Here is a 23,077-nt window from a genome sequence, read left to right as displayed (position 1 = left end):
CACCCTTGTATCCAATCTACCTTCGGGAGGTAACGTCATGAGGCAAAACAAAATTGCGATATGCGGAATGATATTTCTTATGCTTATGCTGATATTGTTAGCTTGCCATAGCACTGCCGAAAAGCCGATTACCCTTACCGTGGAATATCCTTATCCCAACGAGTTTTACAAAAGATATGCCTACCCCTTCGAACGCCATTTCCCCCTAATTGACATTCAAGTTATCCCGAAGGCAGACCAGACATCAACGGTTGACATCCGCTATTTCAACAGCTTATCCGCCTATAAGGAGCTGAGCGATTCGGGCGGCTTGCTTCATCTGGAACCACTTATCCAGCAGGAACCTAGCCAGTGGAAGAACATATCTCCGATCATGACCGATATATTGACGTTCAACACGGAAAACGGACTGTACGGTCTGGCACCCTCCTTTTCGAGCTGCGCCATTTTCTATAATAAAGATTTGTTTGCCAAGTACAAGATCCCGCTTCCAAAAAACCGCTCTACCTGGGGGGACATCTTTGAGTTGGCCAGCCGCTTTCCCGCGCAAGCCGACGATGGGAAGCCGCTCTACGGCTTTAAGTCCAACTATTACGAAAACATCGGCATAGCGCTTATTATGCGTTGGGGACAAACGGAAGGATTGCGGTTCATTGACCCAAACACCTTGAAAATTCAGATGAATACCCCCGCGTGGAAGAGAATATGGAGCAAAACGATGGACGCGCTGCGCTCCGGACGCATCTATAAGGAGACGCAGCCAACCGAAGGCGAGATGGAACTTGACCCGATCTATACAGGCCAGGCTGCCATGGAGCTGCAATCCGAAGGCGCTGCTTCTAATTTTAACATCAATCAACATTTTGAGGGTGGACAGACCATCCATTGGGATATGGTCACCGTCCCCGTAGATCCCCGTAATCCGGACTATAGCGATTATTACAGTATTGGAGAAATCTACGGAATCTCGGCAGCGGCAGCTTCGGAACGGCAAAAAGCGGCATGGGAATTGCTGAAGTGGATCGTGCAAGGAGGAGCCGACGCCTCATTGGACATGGATTATGGGCTTACGGCACGAACAGATCTTTCCGCTTCGGTGAAGGGCCACGACTTATCGCCCTTGACGATGCTAAAGGCTTCTCCGAACAATGTTAATCCTTATGATTTCGTGCATTACGAAATCATTAATGCGCTCAAAAGCGTCGGGAACGAAATCGTGGAGGACGTCATTGCAGGCAAACTAACCATCGATGAAGCGTTGATTCAAATCGAAGCACAAGGGCAGCAAGCCGTCGATGCCGCCGCCATAACCGTATCTCATGTCGAGGCGAATTAAAGCTTATCCATTGGTTGCTGTCCTCCATTAATGCAAACTTATTGTCAATAGCAAGTAGATTCGTATCGATGAAGCGCTTGAAATTTCGTCTTCCGGTCATCACTCGCAGTCCTATATTTATAGATATTTTTCCAGCGCGCATAATCTCCACAGCACCATGTCCGGAAGCATTTACCTTTATACAGATGCTCAGCTAATATAGTTTTTTGTTGTTGCGCCTAATTTTTCTCTTTTAATTCCATAATTTTCATGGTAAAATGACTTGAAACCATATTTTGGCAGGTTTACTATTGAAGATACTGAAAAAGATGTTGTCAGGTATGGTCGTATGTTCCTTGGTTGTATCGTTGGCGGGTGTTTCTTATGCTTCCCCAGGGCAAGTAGAAGTTGAGCCATCCTATTCCGTCGATCAGGAGAAACGTTTCATAATCCACAAAGAGGACTACACTACCTACGTAACGTACCATGAAATTCCGCAAACGCTCGACATTCAGGTCGTAGACCAGCATACAGGGGAAACCGTGTTTGAAGAACACGGCGCTTCTATCGGAACGGTGTTATCTTGGTTGGAAAAGCCAGCACAAGGAAACCGGCACAAGCGATTTGTCTTTGTCATTCCGTTAGCATGGGGCGCTGCTGAAATCGCGGCTGCGATTGTGTCCGCTGCTACCGTAACTACCGGGATTGCGCTAACGGTAAATGACTATGAAAAAGCTGAAGATTCCGTCTATTACAACACGAAAAAAGAAATTGAAGACGCGGCAACGGCAATTCCAAAGAAATTGAAAAAAGATGGTGATGATTATACGGTTGATCTCGATAAATTTAACCAAAAAGTAAAAAGTAAAACTAGCGTAAAATATAAAGATCCTGATACAGGTTGGTTAATAGAAAAAAATAGATGTTCCGACCCTCATAAAGGTGATAAATGGAAACTGTATAAAGGAAAAAAAAGAATTGCATCACTAACTGCAGAGGGAAAAATTGTTGGCAAATAAACCAAACACGCAGGCAAGCGAAGTAACATAGATTGGGATCGTTCACTGCTTCTATCACGAAAAAAAGCATGTGCTCGGTTTGTAGATTTTCGGTTTGTAGATTTACGGATAGAGGTACAAAAAGCCCTTGCTTGGAGGGCTTTTTGACTATCTTTCAATTTATACAAGGAAGGGAGTTTTGTCTTTGCCATACTGGGAAAAGAGGCTGGTCGTAGAGGGGCGAATCCATGATTTATGTCCTATATTTGATATTGATTTACCTTTATTTCAGCAAACGGTGCCCGATGATGATTGGAATGAAGAGTGTTTCTTAGTCGATAAACAACAGATGATGGATACGGTGTATAAAGACAGAATGTATCACATAGATGGTTGTATGGGGCAGCCGGAAAGCAAGAGCGATGCCGTGGATAGTGAAATGGTAACCAAACTATTATCGATTCTGTTTGCATTAGGAGAACATGGTATCGTTCGTATAGAAAGTGAATTTCTCTATGATGCGAACCTTTTAAATTTCCCAGAAGAATGTGTAGAACCAGACATTTTATTGGGCATGAAATCGTTATTTGAGCAGGAAATTTTAGAAGAAGTAAGCGATCGGGAAATTGTAAAATGTTTGGTTGTGGCAAGTTTACGAAATAGGATGACCACTTGTTTTTATTTGCTAGACCGGAAGACGATTGTGTGGACAACGACTGCGGGTTATGTGGTTTATATCGCTGATCAGGAACAAGTGAATGTTGTCAGAACAGCATGTGCGGCGCAGAATTTAGTTCTGCTTGCAAACGGATGTAGGAGCGGGTAGGTTGTTGTTTTGAGAAAGGGGAATGTAGTCATGAATATAAGAGATTCCTTATGTCGTAGATTTGATATTGATTTATCTTTATTGAATCAAAATTTGATCGATAGTGATTGGGATAATTTTTTAGGTGATAAATGGGAAGAGATGGATATATGCTATAAAAAAAGAATGTTTAGAATCGATGATATGCCCAAAACGGTTAGAATTGAAGGAAGATATGGGCAACTGGAGTCGTTCTACACTTACGATGATATGTACGGTTTTAATGCCATTTATTTTGAAAAAGAAAAGAAATTTTTATCTATTTACTTTAAGCTATGCGCGTATTCTTCCATCCATGTAGAGAGCGATATTCTATATGGTAACCCTTTTTGTTTTCCTGATGAATTTTTAAATAGGCCATTTTTGTTGAAAGTGAAGTCATTGTTTTCCAGGGGGGAGATCGTAGAAATTGATGATTTGGAAGTTCTACGGTGTTTATTTGTCTTAGGTTCAAGAAATTTTGTTTCAACTTGTCTATATTTGGTGGATATCAAAGTCATACTTTGGGTTGGCGGTGATTGTGCTATTGTTTATGCTTGCGACCAGGAGCAAGTGGACTTGGTAAGAACGGTATGTACAACCGAAGGGTTGTATTTTGTATAACGGATGAAGAAAAAGGGCCGACACGGGTTGGGCAAATAGAAAGTTATACGAATAAAAGTCATAATGATAAGGTATGGAAGTTATATAATGGGAGTTATATAATGGAAATAAAAAAGTGGCATCACTACCTGGGGAGGGAAAATGGTTGGAAACGAAATTATTGCATCGTGAGCAAGTAAAGGAATTGTGTAACGTATTTGATATTGATTTATCGGTTTTGCAAGAAGATGTTCCTGCGGAAGACTGGAATGAAGATTTGTTTCTGCTTGATAAACGTGATTTCTTTATAAAACCTGCTTGTGCTGATTCGGGTAAGAAAACTTTGGTTGAAAAAGAATGTGTTTATAGACAGAACATGTATGTGATAGATTCTTTTCCACAGGCTAATCCTAAAGGGGGAAAGTTCCCGCAATTGGAGGAATTTTATAGGCAAGAGGATAAGCATGGTTTACATTCACTTTATTTTCAGGAAGAGAAAAAGTTTTTACATGTTCTATCAAAGTTATGGGCCTATTCGTTTGTTTACTTGGAAAGCAGCCTTCTCCGTAATGATTTGCCTGATGAAGTGCAAAAAAATGAACTTTTTCAATCAACAAAGCAATTGTTTTCTAAAGAAGGTATCGTAACGACGGATGAATGGGAAAATCTAGAGTATTTATTTGCTTTAAGTTTGAAAAATGTTGTTACTACTTGCGTTTATTTTACCGATTTAAAATTGGTTCTTTGGCTGGATCGTCTTCGTGCTACCCTTTACCTGTGTGATAAGGAACAAGAAGACTTGATTAGAACCATTTGTATGACAGAAGGTTTATATTTACGGAAGTAATGTAGAAACCAACTCATACCTTGTCAATAGGCGCTTTAGAATAAGTGAGATCTCTTGTAAATTGTATTTAAAGGCTGCCAAGTAAACCTCCAATGGGTGGAGGTTTACTTGGCATATACTTTTCTAGAAAGTGAAGGATTGCTCTTTTTTGAGCATGGCGTAGCCGTGATGCAATAACTTGTTCACGTAAGCACTCCAATTGTTGTGCCAGGCACGGACGATAAGTGAATAGGTTTTGGAGCTTTCATATACTATTTTACAGACGCTGCGTTAATCCAAAATTCTGGCCGTTACCATCGCCTTGATCACTCGCTGTCCCTGAACGAACATCTCCACTTCGATTTTGCAGAACCTGCGACTAAGTTCAATCACCGTTGGCATGATTTCCACCGTATTTTCGATTTCGATCGGCGCCAAATAATAAACGGAGGTGTGGTCGATAAGCAAATCCTTCTTCTTCTGCTGCTTGATCGTGCGGGTGACGGCAAGGGTGATCATGCTGCCCAGGATTCCCTCGGAGATGTACCCCATCTGGTTGATCATTGAGGTATGAACAGGCCCGCGGAAAGTAAGCCTGCCATCGTCGTCCCGAATCTCCTCGAACGCCGACCAGATCTGATCCTCCACCGTCTCCCCCTGCTGGGGCTGGGAATGAACCGACTGCATCGCTTTCAATATATCCTTGCGGCTAATCACGCCGATCAGTTGCTTCTCCCCGTTAACGACCGGAATCAGTTCAATGCCTTCCCATACCATCATGTGGCCCGCCGTCGCTATCGAGGTGTGAGGCATGACCGTAATCGGATGGGGGCTCATAACATGCTCGATCGGGTCGCTGTCGGAAGCGCCGATAATGTCCTTGGCGATTATCATACCCACCGGCCTGTTCGAATCATCCACCACGGGAAAGCGGTTGTGATCGCTTTGCTCGATCAGCTTTTTCACATGCCCGACCGTGCTGGACTGGTGAATCGAGGTGAGCGAAATGTCTGTTCTAATGATATCGCCGACCAAAATGATCTGCTTCTTGATCATCCGTTCCGATAAGGCGCGGTTCAGGAGTGCAGCCACCGTAAAGGTATCGTATTTGCAACTGATGACCGGAAGCGCAAGCTCGTCCGCCAGCTCGCGAACCTCCGCCGGGGTGTCGAAGCCTCCCGTAATCAGCACTCCTGCACCCAAGGTCAGAGCGATGTGATGCGCCTTGTTCCGGTTCCCGACAATCAGCAGGTTTCCCGGTTCAATATACCGGATCATCGCTTCAAGCTGCATGGCCCCGATCACAAACTTGTTCAGCGTCTTATCGAGGCCGGCGGTGCCGCCCAACACCTCTCCGTCCACCAGGCTTCGTATTTCTTCGAAGGTCAGTTTAACGATATACTGCGGCTCTTGCTTCTCGATTCGTACGGTGCCCGTACGCTCTCTCGTGCTGACGATGCCTCGGCCTTCCGCTTCCTTGATGGCGCGGTAAGCCGTGCCCTCGCTCACGTTCAAGACCTGCGCGATTTTGCGCACCGAAATGCGCGTCCCGATGTCAAGCTCCTCAATGTATTGAATAATTTGCCCGTGCTTCGTCGACATGTCGTAAGAATTCATAAGCTATCCCCTCTGTTATATAGCGGAATACTTCTATTATATAGCATGGGGAACCTATTGAAACGAAAGCGGAAATAGAAAATTTCCAACAGGCCCGTTCCTTCCTCGAACAGGCTTTGTTGGAAATCAGCTTGCAGGTCATTGCTCAATCATTGCGGTAGCAATAATAATTGGAAATGAAATAATGCGACAGCGGCAAGGAGGATTGCCGGACTTCCTCGCTGCTCGAATGATAGGTTAAGTCCAAAAATACGGGAGATAGCGGATAAAACGCCGTGTACTCCATCGTCTCGTCTGTATCGAGTTCGACCTTGTTCATTGCCATATGCGTGAACCTCCATTAGCGGAATTAGGATAGATGCATATAACCCGGACGGGTCAAAAACGGCTCGAACGTATCCGCAACCGTCATGTCGCGGAACAGCGAGGCAGCCAGCGTCAGCCGGGAGCCGGGAACTTTGTCCTCGCCCATGCGAAGCCGGAGATCCTCCAGCTCTTCCTGAAAGATCTGATCGAAGAGCTCGGCCGTAACGTTGCGCCCATCGACGAGCACGCCCCGCGGATGGTGAAGCCACTGCCACAATTGGGCTCTCGAAATCTCGGCGGTCGCGGCATCCTCCATCAGATGGTTGATCGGCACCGCGCCCATTCCTCGAAGCCATGCCTCCAAATATTGAATGCCGACCGACACATTCATTCTAACGCCAGCCTCGGTAATCGGCCCTTGTGGAACCTCCAGCAACTCCGCCGCCGTGATCTCGCGCTCCGGCCGCTTCCCGATCTGGTTCGGTCCCGGCATATGGGCATCGAACACCTGCATGGCGATCGGCACGAGACCGGGATGCGCCACCCAGGTGCCATCATGTCCGTTCAGCGCTTCCCGCAGCTTATCCTTCCGCACCTTCTCCAGTGCCGCTTCGTTAGCCGACCGATGATTCTTGATCGGAATCTGGGCCGCCATGCCCCCGATACAGTAGGCTTGGCGCCGATGGCACGTCTGAATGGCAAGCAGCGAATAGGCCGTCATAAAAGGCGATTCCATCGTCACAAGGGCTCTATCGGGCAAAATGACGTCCGACTTGCTCCGGAGCTTCTTGATAAAGCTGAAAATGTAGTCCCAGCGTCCGCAATTCAAGCCGTCCGCGTGATCGCGCAGCTCGAACAGAATCTCATCCATCTCGAAGGCAGCCAGAATCGTCTCGATTAATACGGTTGCCTTAATGGTGCCGCGAGGAATGCCCAACTCCTGCTGCGCGAATGCAAACACGTCATTCCATAACCTCGCTTCAAGATGGCTTTCTATTTTCGGAAGATAAAAATAGGGACCGCTTCCCTGCCGCATCAACGCCTCCGCATTATGAAAAAAATAAAGACCGAAATCGAATAGCGACGCCGATACCGGCTCTCCGTCGATCAACAGATGCTTCTCTTCCATATGCCAGCCCCGCGGCCGCACCTTGAGCACGGCCGGTTTCTCATTCAGTTCATAGATTTTGCCTGCATCGCTAACGAACCGTATCGTCCGATTGACCGCATCGCGCAGATTGACCTGGCCTTCCAGCGTGTTGAACCAGGTTGGGGAATTGGCATCTTCGAGATCCGCCATAAACACTTTGGCGCCCGAGTTTAACGCATTGATAACCATTTTGCGATCCCCAGAGGGGCCTGTTATTTCCACTCTTCGATCCTGCAAATCGGCCGGAATGGAGGCAACCTTCCAATCCGCGTTCCGGACATGTGTCGTGTCCGCCAAGAAGTCCGGCCACTCTCCCGTGTCCAGTCTGTGCTGGCGCTCGTCTCTCATTCGAAGCAGTTCCTTGCGCCGCTTCCCGAACCGCCTTTCCAACGCCGCCACGAAGTCCAGTGCTTCAGGCGTCAAGATGATGCGGTGCGCTTCGGAGCCGCAATCCCCTTTCAATACACGGTGTGACTGGCTCACACGGTTCATCGGTCGAACCCCCTTTTTTTACAATAGCTGAAAATATGCTTCATGAACGGCTGAATTGTTCCTGTTCTGTCGAACCTGCCAATGCCGTTGTGCTGGCCAGGCCTCCGGCAACAATCTGGGTCACCTCGTCAAAATAACGGGCTCCCACTTCCCGTTGGTGGCGGACTGCCTCATATCCTTCCGCCTCGCTGGCGAATTCCGCCTGCTGCAGCTCGGAGTAGGCTTGCATCCCCCGCTCCTTGTATCCTCGCGCCAGACGGAACATACTGTGGTTCAATGCGTGGAAGCCGGCCAAGGTGACGAACTGGAACTTGTAGCCCAAGGCGCCGAGCTTCTCCTGGAAGGTGGCGATCTCCTTGTCGCTCAGTTTCATTTTCCAGTTGAAGGAAGGGGAGCAGTTATACGCAAGCAATTTGCCGGGATACCGGGCGTGAATGGCTTGCGCGAATCGTTCGGCCTCCTTCAGATTCGGTTCGGAGGTCTCGCACCAGACCATGTCGGCATAAGGGGCGTAGGCAAGACCCCGCGATATCGCTTGATCCAGTCCCGCCCTTACATAGTGGAAACCTTCCGCTGTGCGTTTTCCGGTCAGGAAAGGTCGATCGTTGTCGTCGATGTCGCTGGTAAGCAGTTGCGCCGCATTCGCATCTGTCCGGGCAATCAGTAGCGTATCCACCCCCATCACGTCAGCCGCGAACCTCGCCGCGATCAGATGCCGAATCGCCTGCCCGGTCGGCACCAGCACCTTGCCGCCCATATGGCCGCATTTCTTCTCCGAGGCAAGCTGATCCTCGAGATGGACGGCTGCGGCTCCCGCTTCAATCATGGACTTCACGAGCTCGAATACATTCAACGGCCCTCCGAAGCCAGCCTCGGCATCCGCGATGATGGGGACGAAGAAATCGATGTCATGTTTGCCCTCGGAATGCTGAATATGATCGGCGCGCTCCAGCGCCTGATTGATTCTCTTCACGACATGGGGAACACTGTTCGCTGGATAGAGACTCTGGTCGGGATACATTTGTCCGGACAGGTTCGCATCCGCCGCCACCTGCCATCCGCTGAGATAGATGGCCTTCAGTCCCGCTTTGACCTGCTGAACGGCTTGGTTGCCGGTCAGGGCCCCCAGCGCGTGGATATAATCTTCCGAATGAAGTAGATCCCACAATTTTGCGGAACCTCGCTGGGCCAATGTATATTCGATTTTCAGAGACCCTCGTAATCTCAACACGTCTTCCGGCGAATACGGACGCCGAATTCCTTCATAACGGACTCCAGACCAGTGTCCCTTCATCTGCTCGAGTTCCGTTCTCCCTGTACCGCTCATCGTCAATCCTCCTCCATCGATTATTGGGTTCGATTCATGCTTCCTGCTCCAGGTAACCGTTGCCTGAGCACCGGCTGCAAGGAAGAACTCGCCTGCCCTCGCATAACGGGCAATCGTGGTATTCTTGGCCTTCAGCCATCGGGCTCATGCATGTAAAGCAGTCCAAATCGCCATTGCCTCCGCATACGGGACAATCCATTTCGCGCCTCCTCCTTTTTTTCTGTTATATAACACAACTAATTCATTGATGACATTATATTACAGAAATAAGATCTGTTCAATACTGTTTTTAAATATTTTTGTTGTTATATAACATAACAGGCGATATCCCTTAGCAAGGTCGCTTGCAGACTCTGTTTGATTTCTTACGCTAGCAGGCAGAAGCCTCCGTTCCCGCCCAATGCAAGAAGCCGCAGCTTGCTGCTGCGGCTTCTGTATACTTGCTATTTACTTGACGGCTTGCTGGCCGGCGATGCGTCCGAATGTGATCGCATCGGCAATCGCATTCCCGCCAAGCCGGTTCTTGCCGTGAATGACGCCCGTGACTTCGCCTGCGGCGAACAGGCCCGGAATCGGCTGGCCTTGCTCATTCAGCACCTCTGTCGCCTTGTTGATCACGAGACCGCCCATCGTATGGTGAACGGAAGGCACCGCTTTTTGAATATAATAAGGCCCTTTGCTCATATCCTTCAATCCCGAACGGTGGTTAAAGTCCTCGTCTTTTCCCGACTTGGCGAATTGGTTGACGCGGTCTATTGTCGCCTGCAGCGCTTTTGGATCGATCTTGAAAAATTCAGCAGCTTCTTTCAGCGTATCCGCTTTGTACAAGACGCCGTCTTTGACAAGCATTTCATATTCGTCTTTATGCGTTTCGACTGTCTTGCTGATATCGCCTATTTCCTGATTCCACAACTGATATGCATAGCCGCCTTCCTGGGCCAGAATCCCTTGGGAAATGACGTCGCGGCGCTCCAGTTCTTCAACGAAACGCTGGCCGCTCTGATTCACGAGAATCGCCCCGTCAAAACGGCTGTCCGCAACCAGCGAGATAACGCCGGTCTTCGGATTGCATACCGGATAAGTCTGAATGCTCTCCATATTGGTCAGGGCAGCGCCGACGGCCTGCGCCATCACAATCCCGTCTCCCGTCGTGCCCGGCGCATCTGTTGTCATATATTTTTCATCGTATTCCGGATTGTACTGCTTTCTCATTTCGATATTGGAGCCGAAGCCGCCCGACGCAATAATGACGCCTTTGTTGGCATGGAATGTGATGGCGCTGCCGTTGGATCCGGCTGCTTCGACACCGATCACTTTGCCGCTGTCATCCGTAAGCAATTTCTCGGCCTTCGTATTCGTCTTCAGATCGATGCCCATCTCGTCCAGTTGCGTTTTCAGCTTCGTAATCAGTTCTGCCCCCGTATGCCCTTCCGGAATCAGCGCACGCTTGACGGAGTGGCCGCCGAATTGGAATAAATGGTCCTCTAGAAAGTTCACCTTCACTACATCCTTCAGCCATTCTGCCGCAGCAGTCGCGTTCTCGGCCAGCACGCGGACCATGTCCGGATCGCCGATATGGTCTCCGCCTTCGAGCGTATCTTGGATAAACAGCTCGGTGCTGTCTTCAATGCCCAAGTTTTTCTGCACCCACGTGTTGGCCGCATTCATTTCACCGCCGGAAATCAGCGTGTTGCCGCCTACGCTGGGCATTTTCTCCAAGAGGACAACCGAAGCGCCCGCCTGCTTCGCTTCCAAAGCCGCACTGAAGCCGGCACCGCCTGCCCCGATAATGACAACGTCATACGTCTGCTCGGACGGCTCGTCTGTCTGGCTTTTTCCAGCCGCCTGCTTCGCGACGAGCGTCAAACCCGCCTTCGCTACCGCATCCTTCACCGCGTCGATGTAGCCCTGGCTCGTTACCGTCGAACCGCTGATCGCATCCACCTCCGTGCTGTTCGAGGCGATCAAACTCTCTTTCAGTTCTTTATATACAGGCTCGGCCAACACTTCATTTTCCTTCTGTTCGAGCACCTTAATATCTTTAACCTCATCGTTCTCGAACGTGACTTCCACCTTAATCGTACCGTGCTTGCCATCGCCTTCCCCGATAGACGTCACGATCCGATTCTGGTTTCCTCCATTATTGGCCTCCTTGCCATCTTTGTTCCCGCTCCCGCATGCTGCTAACATCACGAACAGACATAGAATCAGTAACATCATTCCCGCTTGCTTCATCCTCTTCATGTCGGTTAACCCCTTATCCTCACTTGTTATATTTGCATACAGCGTAATCGTACTCTATACACATCATCATGATAGCATAGTTATTAATACCTATTAGTGAAAGTTATCACTTTCACTATATGATATCGAAAATAAATTTGAACAAACAACTTCGTTTCGCGCAGCCCTCGCCAGACTGTAGCTTCCTCTTTTAATTAACTCTTCCCTTTTCCTTTTATACAAAGGTGTTTGACCAATTTATACACTAATCTTGGTGAAATAATCTCTTTGGGGGTATGTGTCATATGCATAATTTGTGCTAATTTCAGGTAAACATATGGATCGTAAGCTGAGATTTCAAATATGTTTTTATTTAACCACTGCCTAATTTTCAAAGACAAATTATTTTTATTTACGTTACTATTTAACTTAGAATTTTCAGCAACTGAGATATCCCAAGCCCGTTTTACTATTTTTGCACATGCTTTGTAATAGTATTGAGAACTATTTTTTATATCGTCAATTTTCGAAAAAGCTGTTTTTAATGCTTCGGCCTCTAAGGCACAGACGACCATCCCTTGCCCAAATATAGGATCAAATACAGAATAGGAGTCACCTATGACAAACAAGTTTCTTGGTAAATGATCAACCTTCTCAAATTGATAGCAGTGCTGTTTATTGATTTTATAATTTTTCCATTTCGTTACTGGATTTGCACTTCTCATGAATTGGATAATATCTTGCTGAGGTAATGACTCAGCCATTTTCTCATAATCTTCATCTTTCTTTGGGATTTCTTCCGTTAAATAAGAACTTAATGTAACGATAAACTGGTTTTTTTTCTCTGTTTTTAATATTACCCCCCCTTTTGTTGAATGTGGAAAAATCGGAGAAACGAGCAATCCATTCCACGGAGGAAGATTTTCATTATTTATTTCGTAAAATCTAGACATATAAAGTAAGTTAATATTAATTTCCTTGACAGGTATATGGATATTTGTAATCCATTTTTTTATATTGGCTCCATTTCCGCTTGCATCAATAATGATATCTGCGAAGTAGTCTTCCATTTCTTCACTATGGCGCTTTTTGACTCCAACACCTAGCAATTTTGTCTTTTTCGAGTCAAAAAGCATTTTTGTTACCCTAACATTATCGACATAAGACACATTTTTTAAGTCATGAATATAATTTTGAATATGGTGTTCAAGTAACGTTCTTGTTTGTTGAATGATAAAATAGTTGCTTGGATAAGGTGATTTAAGTCCGCCATAATGATACCACTTCAAATCTTGTAATATATCGTACTTTATTGAACCCGATTCAACTAATTTCTTCGAGATTTCCGGAAACAGTTTTTCCAAAGTCAGCAAACCTTGTCTTAACAAAATATGGACATGATGAGCTTGCGGAACAAAAGGTTGCATATCATTGTCAGCAGGTTTAGAATTAGATTCTAATATCGTAATATGCTTAACATGGGGGGAAAGCGCTTTACATGCAAGTTTGCCAGCAAATCCGCCACCAATAATAATTGCTTTATGTTCTAAATATTTCAATATATCCCTCCTCTTATACGTTACATAATGATTAATCAAAAACAGTTACGAAAAAAAGTAAATCTTCAATTACTAATGGCTCGTCATAGATCTTTCTTTCAATATCTCCGTGCATATCAAGATCAATATGCTTACATCCTAAAGAACGAAAATAGGTTGTTATGTTTTCAGGGCGAAAGTAACCTATCCACGGTTCTTTTGCGTTTTCCAATATTTTCAATACCATTTCAATCACTTCTCTGCTTTTGTGAGTCTTATCATGAAAAACATCGTAATTTAAAAAATCGATACTCATTCCCCTGATATTAACGGAATCATACCAAAAAGAAAGGATATCCAATACTTCAGACTCTTTAATATAAAAGGTTCCACCTTCCCAGATCATATATGTCCGTTCTTCAAGGGAGAATCCTTGTTCTATCAATTTTTTTAAAATATCTTCTTTACTTACATTTCTTAAATCTACAGGTAAAATAACTGCGTTTGTTTTTAGACCAGCTTCTTCATATATTCCATGAATGCTATTTGCATTTATATCAAGGCCAAAAACTTTTTTATCTTTCAACTCTTCAAGTGCATCTGCTTTGGTATCTAAGCCAATGCCTAAAACAAGCAGCTGATCGAACTTATAGATATTTTCTTTAATTTTCTCGTTAAAGTAAAAATTTCTCGTTATTATATTCCGAGTAAACATACCTCCATTCGCTTTATTGATTCGTTCAACAATATTTTTGCTCTCCTCTTTTTGTTTTTCGATCAACTGTTTTGAACGTACATCCTCTAATAAGTAGCCTCTAATATACGAAACTCCCAACATTGTTTTACTTCTTTCACCCATTACCATTCCACCTATCAAATTTGGTATTTTATAGATCAAAGGTATCATTTCCGTACGTCACGGAATACGATGTTGATGTGCTATCTATTTCAGGTATCTCGAAGTAGTTATTACGAATAGGTTACAGAGCAACTCCCAATTAAATTAATATTTGCATTTTTATTCCTTGTAACATATTTTATCAAAAATACTTATGCTTTTAAACAAATAAATTTTCTTTTTTGCCATTGTGCCTGTACATACAAACTTGTCACCAATCAATCAGAGAGCAGCCGGGACTCCGTGGATGAAAAAAAGTTTGGTGATATGGTGATAATAGGGCAGAATTCTCTGCCCTATTGAAATGAGAAAGTGGAAGGTATCTTCTGAAACTCATAAGCATGTAAATACCATGGACTCATCCACTGCTCTCACTCAAAAGTAGTTATAATAATTTGGAATATTTCGGTGATTATTTAGATGGTATGGGTGCGCAAGATGATGCTGATTGATTAACCCTGGATTAGTTGATGGGTTTGATGGCAAGTTTGTATGATGTGGGATAGATTTATTATTATGCCTATACTGTAATATAGAATAATAGAGGTTCGTGATTTTATACCATGTTCTAAAGTCTGTGGCTCCAGTTTGTGGTACAATAAATATTTTTTGAAAGGATTCAACGGCTTGTTTTGTTTCTTTTCCATAAGTGCCGTCTACTTCTAGGCTAGGTATTTCACTATATTTTTTGGAGATTTCGTTTAAATAGACCTGAATTTCACGTACATCGGAACCGGTTGCGCCTTCTTGCAAGACTGTTTCTGGAGGCGGAGTTGGGCGGCCTTGGAAAATTACACCCGGGCTTGTTGCGGTTGCTATCGGTTTATAACATGGTTCATAAAAGTATTTTAGAATATCCAGATGTTTATATCCTGCACGTGCCAGTTCTTGACTTTTGTATTGGCCTAATGTGCAACGTCTTTCGTAAGCTCGATATTCGGTTAAAAAGGGTTGCTTTAATTCGGGATCTGGATGCTTAACATATTGATTGAATATCGTATCTACGACTTCCACGATTTCTCCATATACGGTTTGGTTAGGATCGAATTTATGGTCGAATTGGATTTTGGACGTAATATCGAATCCTTGATATTCCTGCGTGTATAGGCGATTTAACGTGAAAGAAGTGATACAAAGAATATTAGCTGTTAAAGCTTCTTTGTGCCAACTCGAATATATTTCACCACAAGCTACTTTGGTAATATAATCTGTAAATTTCACCCGATAATTAGGTGCAGACCTATCCTTGGGCGCTCCATCGTGTACAATAATATATTCAGGTATTAACAGGCCTATAGCAGGACCGTCGGGACGACGTTGGGGTTCTTGTTTCGTTAGTGGATTTTCAATGGGCTTTTCAGGTTCGGGCAAATCTAATTGATGTGGAGGGATTGTGTGTTCTTCTATTGGGCGATAATCCCATCTTTGACCAGTGGGAGTCATTTCAATTTCTTGAATCCCTGTAGAATTTGGGACAACCTGTACCCCATTAATTTTTATAGAGGTGTATCCGCTGGCTGAAACATTAACAGTATAGTTAGAGTAAGGTTCTTTGGCCGGCAAGGTGATGGGTTGGGTTTGACCGGATTCATTTGTTTGAAGTATTATATTTTGGTTATCTCCTGTTATTGTTACTGTGGCGCCAATAATAGGCTTGGCCTTGTTTCCCTCAAATACAAAAACCATCAATGTTCCAGTAGTTTGTCTTGTATATAAATTATAGTGAATCATTTGTATTCCACTTCCTTATTAAGAAATCTATTTTTTACATTCTTACTTTTAAAGCTGCGATGCAGGGATATCTTTAATCGTCTCGGATACCCAGTTTCCTCCTTTTAGAACCGGAGCTACTAATGTAACTAACTCTTCACCTGTGGTGGTCAGTGTGACGTTATGGATAAAAACGCGTGTATTGGCCGGAATCGTGTAGCCTGTTGGAAGCTGCACAGACTTCGGAAGAATATAGTATTGTCCAATTTTATTTTCAAATTGTGGGGCTCGATTATATGAATGATCAACATATTGATGGTGATGCATATAAGTCGGATATCCGTAAGGGTTATGATACATGGATGTTCTCCTCTTTCCGTCGTGGAATTATATACCTTTCCCTACCTGTATATTCATTAAAAATGGATATGTGCCTATATATAGAAAAATAATTCTGCCCCATGCTACATCTCCTGACTTTGGTGGGGATAAGGGGAAGTACCGGGGACCATATTAATAACACATTCGATGGGTGACCCCGTCCGACGGATGACAGCAGGCTGCAATAGTAATGCAACAGCCTATCGAATGACTTATATTGTTGCCTTTATGTTTCATTATTAATGAAGGAGGCTGAGCCGATGACCTCTCCGAAGCACCGGCGTGAAAATGTGGACAAAATCCGCAAACAAACTCCTCACTCCCACGGCAAAGTGAAATCGTTCCGCGAGCTAGCCGAGGAGTAGTACGGAAGGGATAGACATCTCTGGGCAAGAAGTGTTGCTGGGGATGTCTTCCTCCCCCTTACTTGTTATTCCGAAGGTGAGATTTCCTGCCTTCAGCGAATGAAGGTGTCCTTCTTGGCAATAATAAAGGGACTCATCTGTCAAGGGCAAGCATGGTCATTGTACGAAAAAAAGCCCCGTAGCCGATTTTTCGGCATACAAGGAATCAATCCGGTGAACAAGTCGGCTTCCGAAGTTGCACCACTACCTGCGCCAATGAAAATCCGCCCATATCGTTGGCCAGCAGCGTCACCGCAAACATCGCGAGGTCTAGCCTCTGTGCTTATGATATAAGTGCACGCCGCTGTCATCCCTTCTTCGGCATTAAAGAACATCTCCGCTTGCTAAGATATACTTCATCGTATCTGTTCGGTAGCACCAAACTTCCATTGCGCCTATAACCTCATCTATTGTGCATGACTTGAATGGGCGTCCATTCGACATCATTATTGCATAAAAAAGGGGATTGGCAAGAGAGGAATGGGCCATTTTTCTCCGTTGACATCCGCTGTTACCTTGATTGTTAAATGAATTCTAAGGTATACTTTTCTCGCTAGAATATAGATGTAAGGGAGTAAAGATTATGGAAAAAGCTCTTATTTTCGGACATAAAAATCCAGACACAGATACGATTTGTTCCGCCATTGCTTATGCAGATTTGAAAACACAATTGGGATTCCATGCCGAGCCCGTTCGCCTCGGCAGCATCAACGGGGAAACGCAGTTCGCGCTGGATACGTTCCAAGCGGAAGCGCCGCGCTTCGTAGAGACCGTGGCTAACGAAGTGAACGGCGTTATCCTCGTCGATCACAACGAACGGCAGCAAAGCGCCAACGACATTGATCAGGTTCAGGTGCTGGAAGTGATCGACCATCACCGTATCGCGAACTTCGAGACGAGCGGCCCGTTGTACTATCGCGCGGAGCCGGTCGGCTGCACCGCTACAATCTTGAATAAAATGTATAAAGAGAACGGGAAAACGATCAGTAAAAATATTGCCGGTCTGATGTTGTCTGCCATCATTTCCGATTCGATGCTGTTCAAATCCCCGACATGCACGGACCAAGACATTGCTGCTGCCCACGAGCTGGCTGCCATCGCCGGCGTCGATGCGGAGAAGTACGGCTTGGACATGCTGAAAGCGGGCGCAAACCTGAGCGACAAGAGCATCCAGGATTTGCTCTCGCTTGATGCGAAGGAATTCACCATGGGCAACGCGAAGGTGGAAATCGCGCAAGTGAATGCGGTGGATGTGAACGATGTGCTGTCTCGCCAGGCGGAAGTGGAAGCGGCAATGTCCGACATGATCGCGAAGAAAGGTCTCGATCTGTTCGTGTTCGTCGTGACCGATATTTTGAACAGCAATTCCATGGCCATTGCGCTCGGCGCCAAGGCGGACGCCGTCGAGAAGGCATACAAGGTAAGCCTAGAGAACAACACTGCGCTCCTGAGGGGTGTCGTATCCCGTAAGAAGCAAATCGTGCCTGTGTTGACAGACACCTTGAGCAAATAAATTCCCTAATCCGGATATTCGAACATTCCCCCGAATGGGACCAACAGTACGGGCCGCGCTTTCCGTGCGGCCCGCCGCTTTGTTTCCTCGCCGGCTGATCCACTGGCCCATATCCCTTCGCTGGTCACCTTTTTCTTCTCTTTTCATATGAATAGGACAGCCAGCATCTTCTGGGTGGCCTTATTTTTTATTCTCAAGTGGCATTTGTAAAACGTTTCAATATCCGATCAGCGACTACAGCTACCTCAGCACGGGTGATCGGCTGATTCGGCTCAAAGTTTCCGGAGCCGCGTCCCACCATAATTCCGGCCTCGATTACCGCTCTGATTGAGGCTTCCGCCCAGTGGCCGATGATATCAGGTGGAACCGGCTTATCACCTGCCTTCATTGCCGTTTCTACCAATTGGATAAACTCCTCCCACTGCGGGAGAATACGGGACGGGCATGCCTTCCCGCTCCAGTGAGAGTGCGGCACGACACCATCCAGCCCGATGCCGTGCCGCTTGGCCAGCAGAGCGATTAGCTCCGCGGCCCGCTGCCATGCCAACGGCTCGTCCATTCCCTCGTACATGCAGACCTCGATGCCGATGGATGACGTATTTCCGGCTCCGCTGCCGTCGCCCGCGTGCCATCCCTGCTCATTATTCCATGGATCACTTGACGTCTGGCACCCAATAAAAAAAAGTATATATTATGCGGCTAATAAGGAGTCTCCATGGTAAAAATGAAACGTAACGGCGTTATTGTGGAAGACATCGGTGTGGAAATCCACGGCAAGAAACCGTTTATTCCAAGACATCACAAAAGCCAAGTAAAGGTCATCTGGTCAGGCCGAATTTCGAAAGTTCCATTGTCACAGACAATGATAAGGTTTAATTCCCTTATATTGTCATCTCGAAAAGATTGCAGTTTTACTACTTAGGGTATTATAATAAAAAAAATATTAGCTTCAATACGTTAAAGGAATATAGATTATTAAAGGAGAGTTGGTATGCCAAATAATGACAGGAAGAAAATTATAGAAAGCGTTCCACAAAAAGGTTTCTTTGGACATCCCAAAGGCCTGTTTACCCTCTTTTTCACCGAGTTCTGGGAGCGGTTCTCCTATTATGGGATGAGGGCTATCCTTGTATTCTTTATGTACTATGAAGTGTCGCAGGGCGGACTCGGGTTTCCGGAGAACACCGCACTCGCCATTATGTCCATCTACGGATCACTCGTGTATATGTCCGGCATCATTGGTGGCTGGTTAGCTGACCGGATATTTGGTACGTCGAAAGCTATTTTTTATGGTGGTATCCTGATTATGCTCGGTCATATCGTGCTGGCCGTACCGGGCAATGCATCGCTATTCTTTGTATCCATGATCTTGATTGTGCTTGGTACCGGCCTTCTGAAATCCAATGCATCCAGTTTAGTGGGGGATATTTACAGCGAACAGGATAACCGCCGAGATGCGGGCTTTAGCATTTATTATATGGGGATTAACCTCGGAGGCTTCCTCTCTCCATTAGTTGTTGGAACCGTCGGGATGAATAATTTCCATCTCGGTTTCGCTTTAGCCGCTATCGGGATGTTCATAGGATTGGTCGTGTTTATGGTAACCCGCTCCAAAAATCTAGGTCTTGCCGGTACGGTTGTCGTCAATCCGCTCTCACCCGCTGAGAAGAAAAAAGTGTTTACGATTCTGGGTGTGGGTGTCGTTGTTTTGGCTGTCTTGATCGTGGCTGCCATTGCATTCGGTGTTCTTACCTTCGATACCTTTATCAAGCTGGTTGGGATTTTAGGCCTTCTGATTCCCACCCTGTACTTTATTGTAATGTACCGCAGTCCAAAAACAACGCCCGTTGAGCGTTCCCGAGTTATTGCGTACATTCCTTTGTTCATTGCTTCGATTATGTTCTGGGCAATTCAGGAGCAAGGGTCCACAATTCTGGCCAACTATGCAGACAAGCGTACCCAATTGGAATTCGCAGGCATCCATATTTCACCCGCCTGGTTTCAATCCCTGAATCCGCTCTTTATTATTATACTGGCTCCTGTATTCGCTTGGTTATGGGTAAAGCTCGGAAATCGCCAGCCGACCATCCCGAAAAAATTCTCACTGGGCTTATTGTTCGCCGGTTTGTCCTTTTTGATCATTCTGCTGCCGGCTTACTTTGGCGGATCCGCTTCACTCGTCAATCCATTGTGGCTCGTGCTTAGCTACTTCGTCGTTGTACTCGGAGAGTTATGCTTATCGCCTGTAGGCCTGTCGGCTACTACGAAGCTCGCGCCCGCTGCCTTCACGGCCCAGACAATGAGCTTATGGTTCTTATCCAATGCCGCAGCTCAAGCCATTAACGCCCAGATCGTAAAGTTCTATACCCCAGAAACCGAGATGCTTTACTTTGGTGTTATTGGAGGGGTAGCCATTGTGTTGAGTCTTCTGCTCTACCTGCTGTCCCCGAAGATTCAAAGCTATATGAAAGGGATAAAGTAAGCAGGCCACCTCTAATGTGCACAGCCAGATTCTTTATCAATAGGAATAACCAACAGATGTATTCGCAGCTCAAGACCGCCAGAAAGTGATCTTCTGGCGGTCTTGAGCCTGCTCGTATTCGAACACCGAGACGCAATGAAACTGTATACGGCGCCCCAAATATGCGATCTATTGAACTTGACGATTCTGTCGCATATTGTCACTACATATCTACATATGCCTTCTCTTCAAATCGCTCCTCGCTATTAAAATGCCCCCTTTGGGGGGCGATAAATACTCATGTCGAATATTTCTGTTTGTCGAATATTTCTGTTTAATGTAGAATTCCATTAATAAAATTACTGTAGACATCCTGAAGGAGGGGATCTATGTTTAAAAGCCTTACACTGAAACTGATTCTATCCTATTTTGTGATGATTCTCATTCCTATTTCTTTCATTGTCGGGATTGTGCAAAAGCCGCTTCAAACCGCCATTCATTCGGCTTATTCTTTTATACTAACTTACATGGAGAGGTACATATGAAGAAATATATACAGATCGTGCTTGGGCTTGTTTTGGTGCTGCTTGTAGCTTGCTCAACAAGTTTCCCGGTAATAAATCAAACCGTAGAAACACAGCAGCAGGCGGGCACGCTGGAAGTGTACTATTTGGACGTCGGTCAGGGAGATTCGACACTAATCAAGACACCGAAAGGGCAGCACATATTGATTGACGGCGGGGACAACCATCAGGGACAGACTGTCGTCGATTACCTGGATCAACTTGACGTGAAGCAGTTGGACGCAGTTATTGCGACACACCCGGATGCAGATCATATCGGCGGCTTGGATATGGTGATTGATTCCATCCCGGTTACATCCGTGTATGCACCGCGGGTGTCACATACCACCCAAACCTATCAAGATTTCCTGCTGGCCGTCAAAAATCGAGGATTGAAGATCAAGACGGCGAAGGCAGGCTTGTCTATCCCACTTGACGGCGTTACGGCCGAGTTTATCGCACCGGTTGGCGAATACGGCAAGGATCTGAATGCCTGGAGCGCAGTTCTGAAGGTTACGTACCAAGATACGTCATTCTTATTTACAGGGGATGCCGAAAAGCGAAGCGAAACGGATATGCTAAAGCAGCCGGAGCGGCTTCGTGCCGACGTGCTGAAGGTAGGGCATCACGGCTCAGATACATCCACATCCCAGGCGTTTCTGGACGCCGTACAACCAAGCTACGCCGTGATTAGCACGGGTACAAACAATAAGTATGGCCATCCCAAAAAATCGGTGATGAACAGGCTCAAGAAATCCGACGCGGAAATATTCCGAACAGACAAGCAAGGGACAATAACCGCTATCTGCGACGGAAAAACCATAAAATGGGGGACAATAAAGTAGGGAAACCACTCTCATGGCTTCCCCTTTATCGAACCGCACGTACCCTGCTAAGGCATACGGCTCACCACGTGATTCCACGTGAAAGCAACAGCTTGCGAACCGTTGAGCCAAGATTTTCGGCGACTGGCAGCTTAATCTGGCAAGGTGTTTTTGATCCCCGTCTCACAAACGGGGGTCAGTCCCTTAGTCAGGAGAGGTTCAGTTTTTCAATATATACAAGCACTTAAAAATAGGGATATAATGTAAAACTCCCAGTGCTTTTTTTAGAGTAGAGAAAAGCAAACAAATCCTCCTAATATTTTGTATCTAACATAGAAGTGGCGTAAAGGCTCCACTTGGGCAATGTCATTAAGTTAAGCTCAAAAACAAGAGCGGAAATAAAAATGGAATTTGAAACGGCATGGGAAAAAGCCCTGTGTCGTTTGTTTTTTGGTGCAAGCAAGGAAAAAGCGTACAGCAAACAAAGCGGATGGAATATCCGCTTAAAAAAGTGTTCATGTGAAACGAATTATGCTACTCTGTAGACGAAGCTAACCACTGATTTGTAGCGTATTTTTCGCGTATTCTGCTGCCCTGGGCGAATGGGTCGAATCGGTAAAATGTTTTTGCGAATCAGCGCTTCAACATCGTGCGGGAGTTCATCGTGCCGTGATCGCAGGAAATGTCTACAAACGTGAACGGCAACCGTGAAGTTGACTTGGTATGGGTGCCGTTTATCCATTTGGGAAATGACGACGTGTGAGATCATCATTTCAGCGAAATTGTACAGGATCATTCTTGCGAAAATCTCCTGGGTGATGGACTCTCGTTTCTTTGCATGAAAATTCGTCGGACCGACGGTGTACTTTAATGCCCGGAATGAGGTTTGTCGGGTAAAGGACTGGCGCGGTCCTGTAGGCCCGTTTCCAGCCCCTCCCCATAAGAACTGCTCGTGAGGTTTTCCCTCAAGCAGCTCACCCGTATACTTCGTCGAAAGGGTTATGAGACCTATCGAATGACGGACACTTTCATCGGAACCTGTATGCGCTTTTCAGGGGATGGACTTTCCAGTCCCAGTATAGCC

General features: G+C 45.8%; 20 protein-coding genes and 1 pseudogene. 10 read left to right on the top strand and 11 right to left on the bottom strand.

Annotated features, from left to right (window positions below; all coding sequences use genetic code 11):
- Positions 1 to 37: 37 nt before the first annotated feature.
- From PPOP_RS05525 to PPOP_RS05505, 5 genes are all read left to right on the top strand, one after another.
- The gene (locus PPOP_RS05525) at positions 38 to 1,336 is read left to right on the top strand and encodes an ABC transporter substrate-binding protein (RefSeq protein ID WP_006285114.1); all 1,299 of its coding nucleotides are present in this window, start codon (positions 38 to 40) and stop codon (positions 1,334 to 1,336) included.
- Positions 1,337 to 1,626: 290 nt separating this feature from the next.
- On the top strand, positions 1,627 to 2,334 hold the full coding sequence (locus tag PPOP_RS19290; RefSeq protein ID WP_052516581.1) for a hypothetical protein: 708 nt from the start codon (positions 1,627 to 1,629) through the stop codon (positions 2,332 to 2,334).
- Positions 2,335 to 2,518: 184 nt separating this feature from the next.
- The gene (locus PPOP_RS05515; RefSeq protein WP_148277837.1) at positions 2,519 to 3,139 is read left to right on the top strand and encodes a preprotein translocase; all 621 of its coding nucleotides are present in this window, start codon (positions 2,519 to 2,521) and stop codon (positions 3,137 to 3,139) included.
- 30 nt (positions 3,140 to 3,169) lie between these two features.
- Positions 3,170 to 3,781, top strand: a complete 612-nt coding sequence (locus PPOP_RS05510; RefSeq protein WP_006285111.1) for a hypothetical protein — start codon at positions 3,170 to 3,172, stop codon at positions 3,779 to 3,781.
- A gap of 145 nt (positions 3,782 to 3,926) precedes the next feature.
- Positions 3,927 to 4,607 carry a hypothetical protein gene (locus PPOP_RS05505; protein WP_006285110.1) on the top strand — a complete coding sequence of 227 codons (681 nt, stop codon included), beginning with the start codon at positions 3,927 to 3,929 and terminating at the stop codon, positions 4,605 to 4,607.
- Positions 4,608 to 4,877: 270 nt separating this feature from the next.
- Here the strand turns inward: PPOP_RS05505 and PPOP_RS05500 are convergent, their stop codons facing one another.
- The 9 genes from PPOP_RS05500 to PPOP_RS05460 all read right to left on the bottom strand — a co-directional run bounded on the left by PPOP_RS05500 (position 4,878) and on the right by PPOP_RS05460 (position 16,207).
- On the bottom strand, positions 4,878 to 6,203 hold the full coding sequence (locus PPOP_RS05500) for a DRTGG domain-containing protein (protein ID WP_006285109.1): 1,326 nt from the start codon (positions 6,201 to 6,203) through the stop codon (positions 4,878 to 4,880).
- 145 nt (positions 6,204 to 6,348) lie between these two features.
- Positions 6,349 to 6,528, bottom strand: a complete 180-nt coding sequence (locus PPOP_RS05495) for a hypothetical protein (RefSeq protein WP_006285108.1) — start codon at positions 6,526 to 6,528, stop codon at positions 6,349 to 6,351.
- 24 nt (positions 6,529 to 6,552) lie between these two features.
- Positions 6,553 to 8,151 (bottom strand): malate synthase A, encoded by a 1,599-nt coding sequence (gene aceB / locus PPOP_RS05490; protein ID WP_006285107.1) that lies wholly within the window; start codon positions 8,149 to 8,151, stop codon positions 6,553 to 6,555.
- Positions 8,152 to 8,191: 40 nt separating this feature from the next.
- Complete coding sequence (aceA, locus tag PPOP_RS05485) at positions 8,192 to 9,478, bottom strand: isocitrate lyase (RefSeq protein WP_006285106.1); 1,287 nt, start codon at positions 9,476 to 9,478, stop codon at positions 8,192 to 8,194.
- Positions 9,479 to 9,925: 447 nt separating this feature from the next.
- Positions 9,926 to 11,722 (bottom strand): flavocytochrome c, encoded by a 1,797-nt coding sequence (locus tag PPOP_RS05480; RefSeq protein WP_006285105.1) that lies wholly within the window; start codon positions 11,720 to 11,722, stop codon positions 9,926 to 9,928.
- A gap of 194 nt (positions 11,723 to 11,916) precedes the next feature.
- Positions 11,917 to 13,260, bottom strand: coding sequence for a hypothetical protein (locus PPOP_RS05475; protein WP_006285104.1), 1,344 nt, complete (start codon positions 13,258 to 13,260; stop codon positions 11,917 to 11,919).
- A gap of 31 nt (positions 13,261 to 13,291) precedes the next feature.
- Positions 13,292 to 14,098 carry a class I SAM-dependent methyltransferase gene (locus PPOP_RS05470; protein WP_042227543.1) on the bottom strand — a complete coding sequence of 269 codons (807 nt, stop codon included), beginning with the start codon at positions 14,096 to 14,098 and terminating at the stop codon, positions 13,292 to 13,294.
- Between the two features lie 414 nt (positions 14,099 to 14,512).
- On the bottom strand, positions 14,513 to 15,868 hold the full coding sequence (locus PPOP_RS05465; RefSeq protein WP_006285102.1) for a peptidoglycan-binding protein: 1,356 nt from the start codon (positions 15,866 to 15,868) through the stop codon (positions 14,513 to 14,515).
- A gap of 48 nt (positions 15,869 to 15,916) precedes the next feature.
- Positions 15,917 to 16,207, bottom strand: coding sequence for a hypothetical protein (locus PPOP_RS05460; RefSeq protein WP_006285101.1), 291 nt, complete (start codon positions 16,205 to 16,207; stop codon positions 15,917 to 15,919).
- Positions 16,208 to 16,488: 281 nt separating this feature from the next.
- Here PPOP_RS05460 and PPOP_RS23855 point away from each other — a divergent pair, with 281 nt between their 5' ends.
- Positions 16,489 to 16,593, top strand: coding sequence for a DUF6254 family protein (locus PPOP_RS23855; RefSeq protein ID WP_234399692.1), 105 nt, complete (start codon positions 16,489 to 16,491; stop codon positions 16,591 to 16,593).
- 203 nt (positions 16,594 to 16,796) lie between these two features.
- Here the strand turns inward: PPOP_RS23855 and eutH are convergent.
- A pseudogene (gene eutH / locus PPOP_RS25750) lies at positions 16,797 to 16,903 on the bottom strand (ethanolamine utilization protein EutH); the annotation flags it as partial.
- Between the two features lie 312 nt (positions 16,904 to 17,215).
- Between eutH and PPOP_RS05455 the strand changes: the two are divergent.
- A complete protein-coding gene (locus tag PPOP_RS05455; RefSeq protein WP_006285099.1) occupies positions 17,216 to 18,145 on the top strand; it encodes a manganese-dependent inorganic pyrophosphatase in 930 nt (309 codons plus the stop codon).
- A 193-nt stretch (positions 18,146 to 18,338) separates the two neighbouring features.
- On the opposite strand, the gene PPOP_RS05450 is transcribed toward PPOP_RS05455, so the two are convergent.
- On the bottom strand, positions 18,339 to 18,821 hold the full coding sequence (locus tag PPOP_RS05450) for an S-layer homology domain-containing protein (protein ID WP_306304716.1): 483 nt from the start codon (positions 18,819 to 18,821) through the stop codon (positions 18,339 to 18,341).
- Positions 18,822 to 19,136: 315 nt separating this feature from the next.
- Between PPOP_RS05450 and PPOP_RS05445 the strand changes: the two genes are divergently transcribed.
- From PPOP_RS05445 to PPOP_RS23850, 3 genes are all read left to right on the top strand, one after another.
- On the top strand, positions 19,137 to 20,627 hold the full coding sequence (locus PPOP_RS05445; RefSeq protein ID WP_006285096.1) for a peptide MFS transporter: 1,491 nt from the start codon (positions 19,137 to 19,139) through the stop codon (positions 20,625 to 20,627).
- A 520-nt stretch (positions 20,628 to 21,147) separates the two neighbouring features.
- The gene (locus PPOP_RS05440) at positions 21,148 to 22,014 is read left to right on the top strand and encodes a ComEC/Rec2 family competence protein (protein ID WP_006285094.1); all 867 of its coding nucleotides are present in this window, start codon (positions 21,148 to 21,150) and stop codon (positions 22,012 to 22,014) included.
- Positions 22,015 to 22,397: 383 nt separating this feature from the next.
- A complete protein-coding gene (locus PPOP_RS23850; protein ID WP_234399691.1) occupies positions 22,398 to 22,538 on the top strand; it encodes a hypothetical protein in 141 nt (46 codons plus the stop codon).
- Positions 22,539 to 23,077: the final 539 nt, after the last annotated feature.

This window comes from Paenibacillus popilliae ATCC 14706, assembly GCF_000315235.1.
Classification (GTDB): domain Bacteria; phylum Bacillota; class Bacilli; order Paenibacillales; family Paenibacillaceae; genus Paenibacillus_B; species Paenibacillus_B popilliae.
This window is presented reverse-complemented; position numbering and strand designations above follow the sequence as displayed.